Annotated in this window: 15 protein-coding genes; 11 read left to right on the top strand and 4 right to left on the bottom strand. The window is 43.7% G+C overall.

Features of this window, described 5'->3' with window-relative positions:
• Positions 1-192 precede the first annotated feature (192 nt).
• Positions 193-669: an RDD family protein gene (locus tag AC3CHU_RS01940; RefSeq protein WP_281053292.1), complete on the top strand. Its 477-nt coding sequence runs from the start codon at positions 193-195 to the stop codon at positions 667-669.
• A 62-nt stretch (positions 670-731) separates the two neighbouring features.
• Here AC3CHU_RS01940 and lptG read toward each other — a convergent pair whose 3' ends face one another.
• Both lptG and lptF read right to left on the bottom strand, forming a co-directional pair.
• Entirely contained in the window at positions 732-1,802 is a 1,071-nt protein-coding gene (lptG, locus tag AC3CHU_RS01935; protein ID WP_192853933.1) for an LPS export ABC transporter permease LptG, read from the bottom strand.
• A gap of 3 nt (positions 1,803-1,805) precedes the next feature.
• On the bottom strand, positions 1,806-2,906 hold the full coding sequence (gene lptF / locus AC3CHU_RS01930) for an LPS export ABC transporter permease LptF (protein WP_054548292.1): 1,101 nt from the start codon (positions 2,904-2,906) through the stop codon (positions 1,806-1,808).
• A 192-nt stretch (positions 2,907-3,098) separates the two neighbouring features.
• Here lptF and pepA point away from each other — a divergent pair, with 192 nt between their 5' ends.
• The 5 genes from pepA to AC3CHU_RS01905 all read left to right on the top strand — a co-directional run bounded on the left by pepA (position 3,099) and on the right by AC3CHU_RS01905 (position 9,769).
• Positions 3,099-4,619 carry a leucyl aminopeptidase gene (pepA, locus tag AC3CHU_RS01925; protein WP_004735335.1) on the top strand — a complete coding sequence of 507 codons (1,521 nt, stop codon included), beginning with the start codon at positions 3,099-3,101 and terminating at the stop codon, positions 4,617-4,619.
• 99 nt (positions 4,620-4,718) lie between these two features.
• A complete protein-coding gene (locus AC3CHU_RS01920) occupies positions 4,719-5,168 on the top strand; it encodes a DNA polymerase III subunit chi (RefSeq protein ID WP_488525465.1) in 450 nt (149 codons plus the stop codon).
• Positions 5,169-5,271: 103 nt separating this feature from the next.
• The gene (locus AC3CHU_RS01915; protein WP_488524993.1) at positions 5,272-8,160 is read left to right on the top strand and encodes a valine--tRNA ligase; all 2,889 of its coding nucleotides are present in this window, start codon (positions 5,272-5,274) and stop codon (positions 8,158-8,160) included.
• 219 nt (positions 8,161-8,379) lie between these two features.
• Positions 8,380-8,784, top strand: coding sequence for a DUF2061 domain-containing protein (locus tag AC3CHU_RS01910; protein WP_192889449.1), 405 nt, complete (start codon positions 8,380-8,382; stop codon positions 8,782-8,784).
• Positions 8,785-8,863: 79 nt separating this feature from the next.
• Positions 8,864-9,769 carry a bifunctional helix-turn-helix transcriptional regulator/GNAT family N-acetyltransferase gene (locus AC3CHU_RS01905; RefSeq protein WP_488524992.1) on the top strand — a complete coding sequence of 302 codons (906 nt, stop codon included), beginning with the start codon at positions 8,864-8,866 and terminating at the stop codon, positions 9,767-9,769.
• A gap of 93 nt (positions 9,770-9,862) precedes the next feature.
• On the opposite strand, the gene AC3CHU_RS01900 is transcribed toward AC3CHU_RS01905, so the two are convergent.
• Both AC3CHU_RS01900 and rraB read right to left on the bottom strand, forming a co-directional pair.
• A complete protein-coding gene (locus AC3CHU_RS01900; protein WP_146456652.1) occupies positions 9,863-10,660 on the bottom strand; it encodes a glycosyl hydrolase 2 galactose-binding domain-containing protein in 798 nt (265 codons plus the stop codon).
• Between the two features lie 125 nt (positions 10,661-10,785).
• Entirely contained in the window at positions 10,786-11,202 is a 417-nt protein-coding gene (rraB, locus tag AC3CHU_RS01895) for a ribonuclease E inhibitor RraB (RefSeq protein ID WP_237291200.1), read from the bottom strand.
• 577 nt (positions 11,203-11,779) lie between these two features.
• Between rraB and arcA the strand changes: the two genes are divergently transcribed.
• From arcA to AC3CHU_RS01870, 5 genes are all read left to right on the top strand, one after another.
• Complete coding sequence (gene arcA, locus AC3CHU_RS01890; protein WP_017110564.1) at positions 11,780-13,000, top strand: arginine deiminase; 1,221 nt, start codon at positions 11,780-11,782, stop codon at positions 12,998-13,000.
• 156 nt (positions 13,001-13,156) lie between these two features.
• Positions 13,157-14,161, top strand: a complete 1,005-nt coding sequence (locus tag AC3CHU_RS01885; RefSeq protein WP_488518250.1) for an ornithine carbamoyltransferase — start codon at positions 13,157-13,159, stop codon at positions 14,159-14,161.
• A 288-nt stretch (positions 14,162-14,449) separates the two neighbouring features.
• On the top strand, positions 14,450-15,379 hold the full coding sequence (pyrB, locus tag AC3CHU_RS01880) for an aspartate carbamoyltransferase (protein ID WP_004735321.1): 930 nt from the start codon (positions 14,450-14,452) through the stop codon (positions 15,377-15,379).
• A 12-nt stretch (positions 15,380-15,391) separates the two neighbouring features.
• Entirely contained in the window at positions 15,392-15,853 is a 462-nt protein-coding gene (pyrI, locus tag AC3CHU_RS01875; RefSeq protein ID WP_488524991.1) for an aspartate carbamoyltransferase regulatory subunit, read from the top strand.
• A 135-nt stretch (positions 15,854-15,988) separates the two neighbouring features.
• On the top strand, positions 15,989-16,378 hold the full coding sequence (locus AC3CHU_RS01870) for a RidA family protein (protein ID WP_009847729.1): 390 nt from the start codon (positions 15,989-15,991) through the stop codon (positions 16,376-16,378).
• Positions 16,379-16,429: the final 51 nt, after the last annotated feature.

Raw genomic sequence — 16,429 nt, 5'->3', positions numbered from 1 at the left:
ATCTTGGGGCATTGCCCTTTCGATGTCTGGCATTATACGTATGCGAACTGATGTGGCAAGTATAAAAACTTGAATTCATGTGTGTTTGCCGATAATTTCGCCACTAAGTCATAAGCTGTGCGTCATGTCTCTTTTCACGCCAAGCCTTAGACTATATTCTGACGCCTAAATTTTTGAAGAAGTAATGACACCATGACATCAACAAACACAATGCCACCAGCAGGAGTAATGCGCCGATTTGGTGCCTTGTTCTATGACGCCCTTATCGTAATCGCTATTGAAATGTTGGCGGCTGGCGTCATTGTCGCTCTGCTGCACGCACTCATGGCTCTTGGCATTTTTAACCATAGCGGTTATGCCGATGTTAGTGACTTCTTAACGAACCACCCTATCTGGAGCCCTGCATATACTTTCTACTTAGTCGTAGTTTGGGTGTACTTCTTTGTATTCTTCTGGACAAGAGCAGGCCAAACGCTAGGAATGAGAGCTTGGAAACTGCGTGTTCAAAACAAAGATGGCTCAGCAATTACGGTAACCCAAGCGCTGATTCGCTTAGGAACCTCAGGATTTGGATTGGCAAACTTATGTGTTCCATTCGATCCTCAGAAACGTGGCTTTCACGACATCTGGGCGAAGACCGAAGTAGTAGTTCTACCACAAGCACGATAACGCTATTAATCTCGCTACAAGCAAGATCAAAAAAGGAAGGCGTTATGCCTTCCTTTTTCTATTTACAGTTTCCGCCTCAAGAGCATTATGGCTATTCCGAGGAACACCACGCTCGGGGCGAGCGCACCAAAGGCAGGTGGTATTTGATAAACCAAACTGACCGGACCAAAAAACTCACTGGATATATAGAAGGTGAAACCTGCAATAACCCCCGAAAGAATTCTTGCTCCCATCGTCACACTTCGTAATGGACCGAAGATAAACGACAGTGCCATCAACATCATGACCGCTATCGATATTGGCTGAGTTATCTTTCTCCATAAAGCGAGCTCATAGCGTGATGCATCTTGCTCCGAGGCTTTTAGGTAGGAAACATAATCATACAATCCACTTAAAGACAGCTCTTCAGGCTTAACCGTTACAATCGCAAGCTTATCTGGAGCGAGTGACGTCTTCCATGAGTATGTCGGTAGGCTTTCTTTGGTAATCTGAATCTCATTTTCGAACGACGTGATCTCTACATCGTTCATTGTCCAAACGTTGTCTCCAACGTAATCGACCTCTTTAGAGTATATCGCCGTTTTAAGTGCCTTATTCTCGTCAAAGCGCCACATGTTCAAACCATATAACTTTTCATCGTCAATTTTGACAACGAATATAAAGTCATTGGCATCACGGGCCCATACCCCACTTTGGGTAGAGATAATATTACCACCAGCAATCGATATAGTCCTCAGATCACGAGCCATCTTCTGTGCTTGAGGTGCACCCCATTGACCAAGAAGAGTCACCACGATCATTAATGGAATTGCGGTTTTGAGTACAGATAGGCCAATATCTAACTTAGAGAAACCCGCAGCCTGCATCACCACCAACTCAGAACTCGCAGCAAGCATACCCAATCCAATCAATGCCCCAAGTAATGCCGCCATTGGAAAGAACATTTCAATATCACGAGGGATACTCAATAGAACGAAATACAGCGCTTGTAATAGGTCATAAGTACCACGACCAACCTTTCTCAACTGCTCTACGTACTTGATAATCCCAGAGAGACCAACAAACGTCACCAATACCAGTGACGTAGTTGCGATGATGGTTCTGCCTATATATAAATCGAGAATCTTAAACACGGCTTAAGCTAACCTTTTATTCTTGAATTTTTCTTTCAAACGCCTTACTGGCACGCTATCCATAAAGTTTGCACCAATCGCGACAAATAACAACAACGCATTAATTGGCCACATGCCGACTACCGCAGGGATACTCCCCTCTTCAATCGAAGATTTGGTTGCACTAATGGCTAAGAAATAGGTTAGGTAAATTAGAATAGCGGGGCCAATTTTAGCGAAACGACCTTGTCGAGGGTTCACCGCAGACAGTGGCACAACAAGCATGGTCAACAATGGAATACAAAGCACCAATGAAATTCGCCACTGTAATTCCGCTTTCGCACTTTTTTCTGGATTACCAATCAGTTCGAGTGTAGGAATAGCTTCCCAATCTCGACCTTTCTTCTCAACTTCACGCTGACCAATTAAACCTTCGTACTCTTCAAAGTGCGTCACCATATAATCGAGACGTGTCGGAACTCCTTCATGGCGAGTGCCGTCATACATAACGATGACTTGGCGACCATCGCTCAGTTCTTTGACATCACCCGACTTAGAAAACATCACACTAGGCAATACCGAGTCACGTGGGCGCATTTGAGCAACGAACACATTTTCTAACTTATTACCGTCGATATCATCAATGAAAACGACAGAAGAACCATCCGGCGTGCCTTCAAACTTACCTTTTGGCAGCAGATCAACACTGTTCTCTGCAGCCACTTCTTCATACATTTGCTCAACTTTGTCTTGCGACCAAGGAGATAACCAAAATGAGTTAAAAGCGGCAACTGATGCGGTTATCAAAGCCAAATAAAGCGCAGATTGGATAAGGAATTTATTACCAATACCCGTAGCGTTCATTACGACTATTTCACTTTCAGCGTAAAGACGGCCAAAAGTAAGCAAAATACCAATATAGATACTGAGTGGAAGCATCAATAAGCCCATCGCTGGCATATTTAGACCAACAATCGACAATATGAGGCTCGCAGGAATATCACCATCAGAGGCGTCCGCTAAAACACTGATGAATTTTTGGCTGAGAAACACGAGAAAGAGAACAAAAAAGATCGCAAATTGGCTCTTGATTGTCTCGCGGATCAAATATCTAACAATAATCACGCTCAAATTACCTATACAAAACTTGTTTTTTTGATTGAATCACTATAATTTCCCGTTGAACCTTTTATTTTTTTAAATTTTTAGCTAAGTGTTAGCGTTCTTCTTTAAGGTTAGTTCCATTATAGGATCCAACAAGTAAGAACCCATTATCTAACATTTAGTTCGATTTGTCTTCAGGATGTAGGAGTACGCATGGAGTTCAGTGTAAAAAGTGGCAGCCCAGAGAAACAGCGCAGCGCATGTATCGTTGTCGGTGTATTCGAACCGCGCCGCCTTTCTCCAGTAGCCGAGCAATTAGATAAGATTAGCGATGGCTACATTAGTTCACTGCTTCGTCGCGGTGATCTAGAGGGTAAACCTGGCCAGATGCTGCTACTGCATCAAGTACCTGGTGTACTTTCAGAACGTGTTCTACTGGTAGGCTGTGGTAAAGAACGTGAGTTAGGCGAGCGTCAATATAAAGAAATTATCCAAAAAACCATCAGCACGCTAAACGAAACAGGTTCTATGGAAGCGGTATGTTTCCTTACAGAGCTTCACGTTAAAGGTCGCGACACTTACTGGAAAGTTCGTCAAGCAGTAGAAGCAACTAAAGATGGTCTTTACACATTTGACCAATTTAAGAGCAACAAACCAGAGACTCGTCGCCCATTGCGTAAATTGGTATTCAACGTACCAACACGTCGCGAGCTAAGCCTTGGCGAAAAAGCGATCTCTCATGGTCTTGCTATTGCTTCAGGTGTGAAAGCATCTAAAGATCTTGGCAACATGCCACCGAACATCGCAAACCCGGCTTACCTAGCTTCTCAAGCTCGTCGTTTAGCTGACGATTATGAGACAGTAAAGACTAAGATCATCGGTGAAGAAGAGATGGAAAAGCTGGGTATGACTTCATACTTAGCAGTAGGCCGTGGCTCTAAGAACGAATCTATGATGTCTATCATGGAATACAAAGGTGCTGCTGACCCAAATGCAAAACCTATCGTTCTAGTCGGTAAAGGTCTTACTTTCGATTCAGGCGGTATCTCACTTAAGCCTGGTGAAGGCATGGATGAGATGAAGTACGACATGTGTGGTGCTGCATCTGTATTCGGTACAATGAAAGCATTGGCGAAACTTAACTTGCCAATCAACGTTGTAGGTATTCTTGCGGGCTGTGAAAACATGCCGGGTAGCAATGCTTACCGTCCAGGTGACATTCTAACAACCATGTCTGGCCAAACAGTTGAAGTACTCAACACTGATGCTGAAGGTCGCTTGGTTCTATGTGATGCTCTAACTTACGTTGAGCGTTTTGAACCTGATTGTGTTGTTGACGTTGCAACACTAACTGGCGCGTGTGTTATTGCTTTAGGCCACCACATCAGTGGCGTTCTATCAAACCACAACCCTCTTTCTCATGAACTTGTTAATGCTTCAGAGCAAGCAAGTGACCGTGCATGGCGTCTACCTATGGCAGACGAGTACCATGAGCAGCTAAACAGCCCGTTTGCTGATATGGCAAACATCGGTGGCCGCCCTGGCGGTACTATCACCGCAGGTTGTTTCCTGTCTAAATTCACCAAAAAGTACCACTGGGCCCACATCGACAGTGCAGGTACAGCGTGGAAGTCAGGCGCAGCGAAAGGCTCGACAGGTCGTCCTGTCTCAATGCTAGTCCAATTCTTATTGAACCGCAGCGGCCAAGAGACTGAAGAGCAATCTTCAAAATAATGAAAAGGGCCTACGGGCCCTTTTTTAATAAGCGCTATTTGTTAGATCCTGTTAGCCAAGTAACATTGATATCCACGATTTTCAGTTCGAGTGTTAAGTATGCAAACTGCTACGTTTTACATTGTGTCTCCAGAAAGCGCGCAAGCCAGCGAAGAAGGTTTTGCTCGCTATGTGTTGTTTCTTGCGCAGCATTTTGCAAAACAAGGCGCTAAACTTTATCTCAACTGTAACGATAAAGATCATGCTGAGCGTATCGCTGAAGTTTTTTGGCAGGTAGAACCTACTGAATTTATCGCGCACAACTTGGTTGGCGAAGGCCCAAAATATTCAACGAATATTGAAATAGGCCATCAAGGTGCCAAACCTAATTGGAACCGACAATTGGTAATAAATCTGGCCGATAATCATACAACCTTTGCGAACGCCTTTGCTCAGGTGATAGACTTCGTTCCTTGCGAAGAAAAACCTAAGCAACTCGCTCGAGAAAGGTATAAAATTTACCGTCAGGCTGGATATCAGCTACAAACTATCGAGATTCAACATCCATAGTCAAACCTCATAGTTAAAGCTATCTTTGGATTTAGATTCAAGAAGCTTCACTTATGAAGTTTGACCACGATTAACCATTCACAGTATCCGTTATAAGAGCACTATGGAAAAGACATACAACCCAACATCAATCGAACAAGCTCTGTATAAGACTTGGGAAGAGAAAGGCTACTTTAAGCCACACGGTGACACATCAAAAGAAGCTTACAGCATCATGATCCCGCCACCGAACGTCACTGGCAGCCTACACATGGGTCACGCGTTCCAAGATACGATCATGGATACGCTTATCCGTGCTCAACGTATGAAAGGCAAAAATACTCTTTGGCAAGTGGGTACTGACCACGCTGGTATCGCCACTCAAATGGTTGTTGAGCGTAAGATCGCCGCTGAAGAAGGCAAAACAAAACACGACTACGGCCGTGAAGCTTTCATCGACAAGATCTGGGAATGGAAAGGCGAATCAGGTGGCACGATCACTCAACAACTTCGTCGTCTTGGTGCTTCTGTAGATTGGGGTCGTGAGCGATTCACTATGGATGACGGCCTATCGGCTGCGACTCAAGAAGTGTTTGTTCGTCTATACGAAGAAGACCTAATCTACCGTGGTAAGCGTCTAGTAAACTGGGATCCTAAACTGCACACGGCAATTTCTGATCTTGAAGTTGAAAATAAAGACAAAAAAGGTTTCATGTGGCACTTCCGCTACCCATTAGCGAACGGTGTTAAAACGGCTGATGGCAAAGACTACATCATCGTTGCTACTACACGTCCTGAAACCATGCTTGGTGATACCGGCGTTGCGGTTAACCCAGAAGATCCTCGCTACAAAGATCTTATCGGTAAAGAAATCCTGCTTCCTATCGTAAATCGTCTTATCCCTATCGTAGGTGATGAGCACGCTGACATGGATAAAGGCACGGGTTGTGTGAAAATCACGCCAGCTCATGACTTTAACGATTACGAAGTGGGCAAGCGCCATAGCCTACCAATGATCAACATCCTAACGTTCAACGGTGATATCCGTGATGCGGCTGAAATCTTCACAACTAACGGTGAAGAAAGCGATGTGTACTCAACAGAGCTTCCAGCTAAATACCAAGGTATGGAGCGCTTTGCTGCTCGTCGTGCAACGGTTGCGGAATTTGATGAACTAGGTCTACTTGAAGAGATCAAAGATCACGATCTAACCGTTCCTTACGGTGACCGTGGTGGTGTGGTTATCGAACCAATGCTGACTGACCAATGGTACGTGCGTACAGCGCCTCTTGCTGCTCCTGCTGTTAAAGCCGTTGAAGATGGTGAGATCCAATTCGTACCTAAGCAGTACGAAAACATGTACTTCGCGTGGATGCGTGACGTGCAAGACTGGTGTATCTCTCGTCAACTTTGGTGGGGTCACCGTATCCCAGCATGGTACGACAACGATGGTAAAGTTTACGTAGGTCGCACTGAAGAAGAAGTTCGTGAAAAGAACAACCTTTCACCGGTAATTGTTCTTAAGCAAGACAACGACGTTCTTGATACCTGGTTCTCTTCTGCACTTTGGACGTTCGGCACACAAGGCTGGCCTGAAGATACTGAAGCAATGAAAACATTCCACCCATCAGAAGTACTAGTATCTGGTTTTGATATTATCTTCTTCTGGGTTGCTCGTATGATCATGATGACTATGCACTTCGTGAAAGACGAAGATGGCAAAGCTCAAGTACCTTTCAAAACAGTTTACATGACGGGTCTTATCCGTGATGAAAACGGCGACAAGATGTCTAAGTCGAAAGGTAACGTACTTGACCCAATCGATATGATTGACGGCATCGGCCTTGAAGAGCTAGTAGAGAAGCGTTGTGGCAACATGATGCAACCTAAACTGGCTGCTAAGATCGAAAAAGCTACACGTAAAACTTTCGAAGATGGTATCGAACCATACGGTACTGATGCGTTACGTTTCACTCTTGCTGCTATGGCTTCAACTGGCCGTGACATCAACTGGGACATGAAGCGTCTTGAAGGTTACCGTAACTTCTGTAACAAGCTATGGAACGCAAGCCGTTACGTACTGATGAATACAGAAGAGCACGATTGTGGCATGTCACTGTCTGTTGAAGACCGTGCAAACATGGAATTCTCTCTAGCTGATAAGTGGATTGAATCTCAGTTTGAAGTTGCTGCGAAAGAGTTTAACGCTCACCTAGACAACTACCGTCTAGACATGGCGGCAAACACGCTTTACGAATTCATCTGGAACCAATTCTGTGACTGGTACCTAGAGCTAACTAAACCTGTTCTTTGGAAGGGTACTGAAGCTCAACAGCAAGCGACTCGTTACACGCTTATTACGGTTCTTGAGAAGACTCTACGTCTTGCTCACCCTGTTCTTCCTTACATCACTGAATCTATCTGGCAGAGCGTTATTCCGCTGATCGACGGCGTTGAAGGCCCTGATGCAGAAGAAAGAACTATCATGACCCAAGCGCTTCCTCAGTTTAATGAAGCTAACTTCAATGCTGAGATCGTTGACGACATCGAATGGGTTAAGACTTTCATCACTGCTATTCGTAACCTACGTGCAGAATACGACATTGCACCAAGCCAAGGCTTAGAAGTAATGATCAAAGTAGCCGATGAAAAAGACGCTGCTCGTATCGAAGCAAACAAGATTGTTCTAAACTCTCTAGCAAAACTTGATGTACTTAAAGTGCTTGCAGACGGTGAAGCAACGCCAGCGTGCGCAACGAAACTCGTTGGCAAATCCGAGCTAATGGTGCCAATGGCTGGCATTATCGACAAAGATGCTGAACTTGCTCGTCTAAACAAAGAAAGCTCAAAGACTCAAGGTGAGATTAAACGTATCGAAGGTAAGCTAGGTAACGAAGGTTTTGTTGCTAAAGCACCAGAAGCGGTTATCGCGAAAGAGCGTGAAAAGCTTGAAGGCTACCAAGAAACGCTTGTTAAGCTAGAAGAGCAAAAAGCGACTATCGCTGCACTTTAAAACTGATTGAACGAGAAGGCTTCGAACTTCTCGCTCTAAATAGAAAGGTTGGTCTTCGTGACCAACCTTTTTTATGCCAATCACTCCAAGCTTTATCGTCCGTCACTTATTTATTGATAGTTTTTACCTATCAAATTAATCCCTACAACCCATTTTAATTAATGATAATAATTCTCAATAATAGCTCTATCAAAACAACACAACGATTGAGTAATTATCATGAAAAAGACACTAACCTTTGCCGCATTACATTTTACTATCGCATTTAGTGTCGCTTACGTACTCACAGGCGACATCTTAATTGGCAGCTTAATTGCCATGATTGAACCCTCTGTGAATACTGTTGCCTTCTATTTTCATGAAAAGGCTTGGGCTCAAGTTCCAGCGCTTAAAGCTCGTCAGTGGATGACTAAATTAAAAACAGCAAGCTTCGCGACTATCCACTTTAGTGTTGCCTTTACCGTTGTCTACTTATTGACTGGCGATGCCTTCGTTGGTGGTGTAATGGCAACGTTAGAACCCGCTTTGAATACCGTGGCTTACTACTTCCATGAGAAGGTGTGGTTACGAAAAGCAGAAAGCCAAGCAGCACAACCACAGTTTTGTTTACACCAACATGCTTAACCTAGAGAGTTTACTGTTGACATAGTTGCGATGCGCACTTAAATTATAGTTGTACATCGCAACCATATTAAGAGGCAACATGACTTCAGCACAACTTAGAGAATTATCACGTCAGCTCGTTCGACAGCTTGGAATACTCGACAAAGATTGTGGTGATATTGCCCTACCTCCGATTCAAGCTCATACACTGATCGAACTAGAACAGCAGCCATTAACTGTGAATCAATTGGCGGATAAGCTCAATATTGATAAGTCCAACGCCAGTAGAGCAGTCAACAATCTAGCGAAGAACTCACTAATTCAAACCTCCCCACACCCCAACGATAAGCGCAGTGTTGTTGCTTCAGTAACAGAACAAGGGATAAACACTCTTGCCAAACTTCACAGTCAGCAGAATCAGTTTTATGACTCGGTACTTGAGCGTTTAACGGAGGCGGAAACTCAACAAGTTTCGGGGGGAATCGAGCACTACCTTAAAGCACTGCAACAAAGCCACGCTTCAATCGATGTAGTAGTTCGCCCTCTACAGCAGCAGGACAACACCGTAGTGGCCAATGTGATTCGCCAAGTCTCTTATGAAAACGGGCTAACCGAAGATAAAGGTTATGGTGTGGCTGACCCCACCTTAGAAGACATGTTCAGCGTTTATAACAATGAAAGATCTCGGTATTGGGTAATTGAACTTGATGGAAAGGTTGTCGGTGGTGGTGGGTTTGCACCATTAGCAGCGATGCCAGAGGTCTGTGAACTGCAAAAGATGTACTTCTTGCCAGAAACAAGAGGCAAAGGCTTAGCGAAGAGGTTGGTTAATATGTCGATGGAGAAAGCTAAGGAACTGGGTTATCAACATATGTATCTAGAAACGACCGAATGCCTTAATGCCGCCATTAAACTTTACGAAAAATTGGGCTTTGAACACCTTGATTCAGCTTGGGGAGAAACAGGCCATGACGCTTGTGAGGTTGTCATGGCCAAAACGCTATAATGTGTTTTGAAATAGGGTTAGCGTCGGCAGTTCATCAGATGACAAGCAAGTGAGCGAATTGATTCCTTACGTAACGGGCTAATTAAATAACCGCTAACTACGCAAAAAATTACTGACGCAAGAAGCTGGATTCAAGGCGACAAAAGAGCTCTCTTCCTGGCCATCAAGTACCACTTCTAACGAGTATAAATGTTTAGGGTTAGGATTCTCAATATCAAAAATTATCGGCGCCTCAACCTGGAAAACAACACCCGTATGTTCTGCTCGCACATCTATCGGCATCACTAATGTCATACCATTAAACTTGATTGATGCCGATATTAGCCCTGGCTTTAGCGTTTGATAGATAACATCCACTTTGAACTCACAACCACCACCGTAATGCCAGATCTGCTCTGTCACAACTTGCTCAAGCTTGACGTGACGAACGAACTGCAGATATGGCGCTTGCCAGATTCCGATACGAGAATCCGATTTAGCGACAGCCGATGAAGAGACTGACTCATCCATATCCTCTTCAAGCAATAAGCTCTCCTCTTCTTCAAGGAAAAGAATCTCAAAACGGTTGCGACCAGACTGCATGTAAGGTCGAATATCTTTACGATATTCGACTTGGCTACCATCACAATCAAACACAGCCACACCATTGAGTCGAACTTCCGCAAAGTAATCAACACCTGCCATTACTAACTCAACAAACGGGCACGCCAACATCGCATCATCCACTTCGATGTCATGCATCAGGTGCCACTCTTGCTCTGCGATTTCACTTTCACTCAAGCTATCAGGAAGCTTTGAACTTAACGGAGCCGGAAAAGTAATGTCATCTTGTGGAATAGAGAGGTCCGTCAGTGGCGATATTTGCCAAAGACCATCGAGAGGTAATCGCATAGCATTCCTTGAGCTAGATCAATTTTGACCGCATTATAATGAATGAATGCATATAAAGACATTTATTTTTCTGAGGATAAAAAAATGCCAGCTCAAGGCTGGCATTCTTTAAAACTGGGAAGAAATTACTCTTCGTCTTCCTCATCTTCGTCTGGGTAGATAGCATCTTCACCTTCGTAGTAAGTGCCCCAACCGTCGTAGATAATGTCAAACTTCTCTGCAAGATTTACAAGCTTCTCAACTTGCTCATCAATCGCTTCTGCATTCAGAGTACACTGCATCGTTGCATCACAACAAAGTAGCTTGTTGCCATCTTCGTCTTCTGTCTCTTCAGCTTCAAGCACTTCAAAGCCCATTTTGAATGCTTCAACAACGGCTTTCTCAAGTACTGCGAAATCTTCAGCAAAAAGGTGATGCTCGATATCGTATAGAGCTTCAGGATCGCTACCATCTTCGATTAGTGCTTCAATGATGTCGCGAGTCTCTCCTTTTTGAAATTCAATTAATTCCGCTACTGATAGATATTCATCTTCGTGAGACATGTGTCTGCTCCAGAGTGTTGACTATGAAAAGATCAAATTTGATTGCCACGAAATATGGCATGGATCGCCTAGAAAAGCCACCTAGATCAGGTATAGAAGAGTAAGTTTATCGCTAGATAACAGAGGGGATATCAATTAAAAAGTGAAATCAAAATCACAGAAACAAATTTTCAACATATTATTAACTAACGTGTGTTTTAGCATTTCATTTTTATTGTTACTTTTCGCCTTACTTCTCTAAAACTGAGTGGTTAGTCATATCAAATGCATACTGACGATCACTTCATTGGTGCATAAGATCTCATTTTAGAATGGATAATTGCATAAATTTTGAATGAAAAATCATGTTCACCAAGCAAAATGGATTATCGAGTTACTGAAATTTGAGCATAGAACTGCAAAAAGTTTGTTCTAGCATTGAGTCTTTCAATTGGATTTTAATATCACTAATTTTTAATTAATCAGCATTAAAAACCAACAATTGAGAAATAAAACAACCTTTACACAATTTTCAAAACTTGCATATTACGAACAAGCTTGTCATAAATAGACGCTGGATTAATAGTAAGGATGCAAAATGAGTAAGCTGTACGTTGGCTCCGAAGTCGGTCAATTAAGACGAGTTCTCCTAAATCGACCTGAAAGGGCACTCACCCACCTCACCCCTTCTAACTGTCATGAGTTACTCTTTGATGATGTACTTGCAGTAGAAGCCGCAGGAGAAGAACACGATGCCTTTGCGACGACACTTCGTAACCAAGACGTTGAAGTGTTATTACTGCATGACCTACTGGTTGAGACACTCGCTGTAGCTCAAGCTCGTGAGTGGCTACTGACGACTCAAATCTCAGACTTCCGTTACGGCCCTACATTCGCACGTGATTTAAGAGAATACCTTGCTCAAATGGACAACGAGCACTTAGCCACGATCCTACTGGGTGGCTTAGCCTACTCTGAACTTCCTATTAAATCTTCTTCAATGCTACCGAAGATGCACCGCCCACTTGATTTCGTTATTGAGCCACTACCCAACCATCTATTTACCCGCGATACTTCTTGTTGGGTTTATGGAGGTGTCTCTCTTAACCCAATGATGATGCCTGCTCGTCAACGAGAAACGAATCACTTGCGAGCAATTTACCGCTGGCACCCTGTATTCGCAGGCCAAGATTTCATTAAGCACTTCGGTGATGAAGATCTTCACTATGACAATGCGAATATTGAAGGTGGAGATGTTCTGGTTATCGGTAAAGGTGCCGTGCTTATCGGTATTTCAGAGCGTACTAAGCCACAAGGTGTTGAAAACCTAGCCGCGAGTTTATTCAAATCCGGTCAAGCAACCGAAGTGATTGCGATTGATTTACCAAAGCACCGCTCTTGTATGCATCTTGATACAGTAATGACGCACATGGATATCGACACATTCTCAGTCTATCCAGAGATCGTTCGTAAAGACCTAGATACTTGGCGCTTAACGCCGAAAGAAAATGGCGAAATGCGAGTAGAGAAAGCTGAAAACTACCTAACAGCGATTGAAGGCGCACTGGACCTCGATCAACTGAAGATCATCACAACCGGTGGTGATAACTACGAAGCTGAACGTGAACAATGGAATGACGCTAACAACGTACTGACGGTGAAACCGGGTACGGTTATCGGTTATGAGCGTAATGTTTACACCAATGAGAAATACGACAAAGCAGGTATCGAAGTTCTGACAATTCCGGGCAATGAGCTAGGTCGTGGCCGAGGTGGCGCTCGCTGTATGAGTTGTCCTATCGAAAGAGACGGTATCTAAGCCACAAAACTCGATAAAGCGAACACGCTAACTTATCTAGGCCAGTACCATTGTACTGGCCTTTTTTATCAAATTAATAAAATAAATATTCACAAATATAGCATTTTTATGTTTAACTGAGTTCTTCATTGATTCTATATACGCAAGGAGCGAGAGATGGCCTTTAATCTTCGCAATCGTAACTTTCTAAAACTTCTCGACTTTACTCCTAAAGAGATTCAGTTTTTACTCGACCTATCTGCCGACCTTAAAAAAGCTAAGTATGCAGGTACAGAGCAGAAAAAGCTTAACGGTAAAAACATCGCTTTGATCTTTGAAAAAGCATCCACTCGAACTCGATGTGCCTTTGAGGTAGCTGCTTTTGATCAAGGGGCTCAAGTCTCTTATTTAGGCCCTTCTGGTTCTCAGATTGGTCAGAAAGAATCAATGAAAGATACGGCGCGTGTATTAGGTCGCATGTACGATGGCATTGAATACCGAGGGTTTGGCCAAAGCATTGTCGAAGACTTAGGCGCTTATGCCGGTGTACCGGTTTGGAATGGCTTAACCGATGAGTTCCACCCTACTCAGATCTTGGCTGATTTCCTCACTATGCTTGAGCATGGTCGCGGTAAATATCTGCATCAAATCAGTTTTGCTTACCTAGGCGATGCACGTAACAACATGGGTAATTCTCTGCTAGTAGGTGCAGCAAAAATGGGCATGGATATTCGCCTTGTCGCGCCTAAAGCGTTCTGGCCAGAAGAGCACCTTGTCGAAGAGTGCCAAGCTATTGCACAAACTACAGGTGCAAAAATCACACTAACAGAAGACGTTGCCGAAGGCGTGAAAGGCTGTGATTTCCTTTACACCGATGTTTGGGTTTCTATGGGTGAAGCACCAGAAGCTTGGGACGAACGTGTGGCTGTAATGACACCTTACCAAGTGAATATGGATGTCATAAAGCTTACTGGTAACCCTCAAGTGAAGTTCATGCATTGCCTACCTGCTTTCCACAACAATGAAACCATAATCGGCCAACAAGTCGCAGACAAATATGGAATGAACGGTTTGGAAGTAACAGATGAAGTCTTTGAGTCTGATTACTCAATTGTGTTTGATGAAGCTGAGAATCGCATGCACACCATCAAAGCGGTAATGGTTGCGACCTTAGGTCAATAACGAAGAATCAAACATAAACAAAAGCTTGATGTAATCGCTTGCGCTCACAGATTGAAAGCGTATAATTCTCGGCAATTTGTCTGAGAGTAGTGAAAATGACGCCAAGCAATGTTGTGATAAAACATAATGATATTGTGAAAACACATAATAAAATTGTGGAAACACCAAATATTGCTCGCAAGCTAGCATGCTTGCCAGGCCGTCTATTCTGCTTTTCAGCACTTTTTTAAAGCCTCCCATTATGGGGGGCTTTTTTATGGCCAATACATTATTGTGGGGAAGAAGATCATGGCGAATTCGCTCTATCAAAAGCACATCATCTCAATTCCAGAGCTTTCTCGTGAAGAGCTAGAATTAATTGTTCAAACGGCAGGTCAGCTAAAGGCTGAACCAAACCCAGAACTCATCAAGAACAAAGTTGTTGCCAGCTGCTTCTTCGAACCTTCAACGCGAACTCGTCTCTCTTTTGAAACGGCTATTCAACGCATCGGTGGTGATGTGATTGGTTTCGACAGTGGTGGTAACACTTCACTGGCGAAGAAAGGCGAAACGCTAGCGGACTCGGTACAGGTTATCTCTTCATACGTTGATGCTTACGTAATGCGTCATCCTCAAGAAGGTGCTGCGCGTCTGGCTTCTGAGTTTTCTAACGGTGTACCGGTTATTAACGCAGGTGACGGCGCAAACCAACACCCAACACAAACGCTATTAGACCTATTCTCTATCGCTGAGACACAAGGCCGCCTAGACAACCTCAACGTTGCATTCGTTGGTGACCTTAAGTACGGCCGTACGGTTCACTCGTTGACTCAAGCGCTAGCGAAGTTCGATAACATCTGTTTCTACTTCGTGGCACCTGAAGCACTGGCGATGCCAGACTACATTTGCGAAGAACTTGATGAGGCGGGTATCAAGTATCAACTGCTGACAGACATGGAAGATGTCATTCCAGAGCTTGATGTCTTGTACATGACTCGAGTTCAAAAAGAGCGCTTCGATGAATCGGAATACGCGCACATCAAATCAGCGTACATCCTGACGGCTCCAATGCTGGAAAATGCACGTGATAACCTAAAGGTTCTTCACCCTCTTCCTCGTGTTGATGAAATTACTGTCGATGTCGATAAAACACCTTACGCTTACTACTTCCAGCAAGCAGAGAACGGTGTTTACGCACGCGAAGCACTGCTAGCCCTTGTTCTTAACGAAACGCTGTAGAGGAGAGATATCATGTCTAAAGAGACTCAATTAAAAGTTGAAGCAATCAAGAACGGAACGGTTATCGACCATATCCCAGCCAACATCGGGATCAAGGTACTCAAACTGTTCGACATGCATAACTCAAATCAGCGAGTGACAATTGGCCTAAACCTGCCATCTTCTGCTCTAGGCGGCAAAGACTTACTCAAGATAGAGAATGTTTTTATCACGGAAGAACAGGCGAGCAAGTTAGCACTTTACGCACCTCACGCAACGGTAAACCAAATCGAAGATTACGAAGTGGTTAAGAAGCTACCACTAGAACTTCCTGAGCAAATCAACGATGTGTTTGAGTGTCCAAACACCAACTGTATTACTCACAATGAGCCCGTAGAAAGCAGCTTTCAGATCTTTGAAAAGAAAGAAGATATTCGATTGAAGTGTAAATACTGCGAAAAAGTCTTCTCTCGTGAGATCGTGACAGAAAGATAACGTCATACGGCAACATCGATCGAACGCAAAAACTATTCAATACCTCGCCTGTGCGGGGTATTTTGCTCTTTACCTATCCTAAGTTTGAAGGCACACTAAAAATCGCTTTTTATCCAATAACTGATGGAATAACCAATGACTAAAGTACTTCACACAGAATCAGCTCCAGCTGCAATCGGCCCATACGTACAAGGTGTTGACCTTGGTAATATGGTTCTGACTTCTGGTCAAATCCCAGTAAACCCAGCAACTGGTGAAGTATCTGCTGATATCGCAGTGCAAGCTCGCCAATCTCTAGACAACGTTCAAGCGGTTGTTGAAGCTTCTGGCCTGACTGTAAAAGACATCGTAAAACTAACGGTATTCGTTAAAGACCTAAACGACTTCGGTACAGTAAACGAAGTTTACGGTAAGTTCTTTGATGAGCACGGTGTTGCAAACTACCCTGCACGTTCATGTGTTGAAGTAGCGCGTCTGCCAAAAGATGTAGGTATCGAGATCGAAGCTATTGCGGTTCGCAAATAGGTTTTAATATCTAGAATAAACGGTTTCTAGTAAACAAGTTGGCATAAAGCT

This window comes from Vibrio sp. QJM3NY_39 (assembly GCF_057785895.1).
This window is presented reverse-complemented; position numbering and strand designations above follow the sequence as displayed.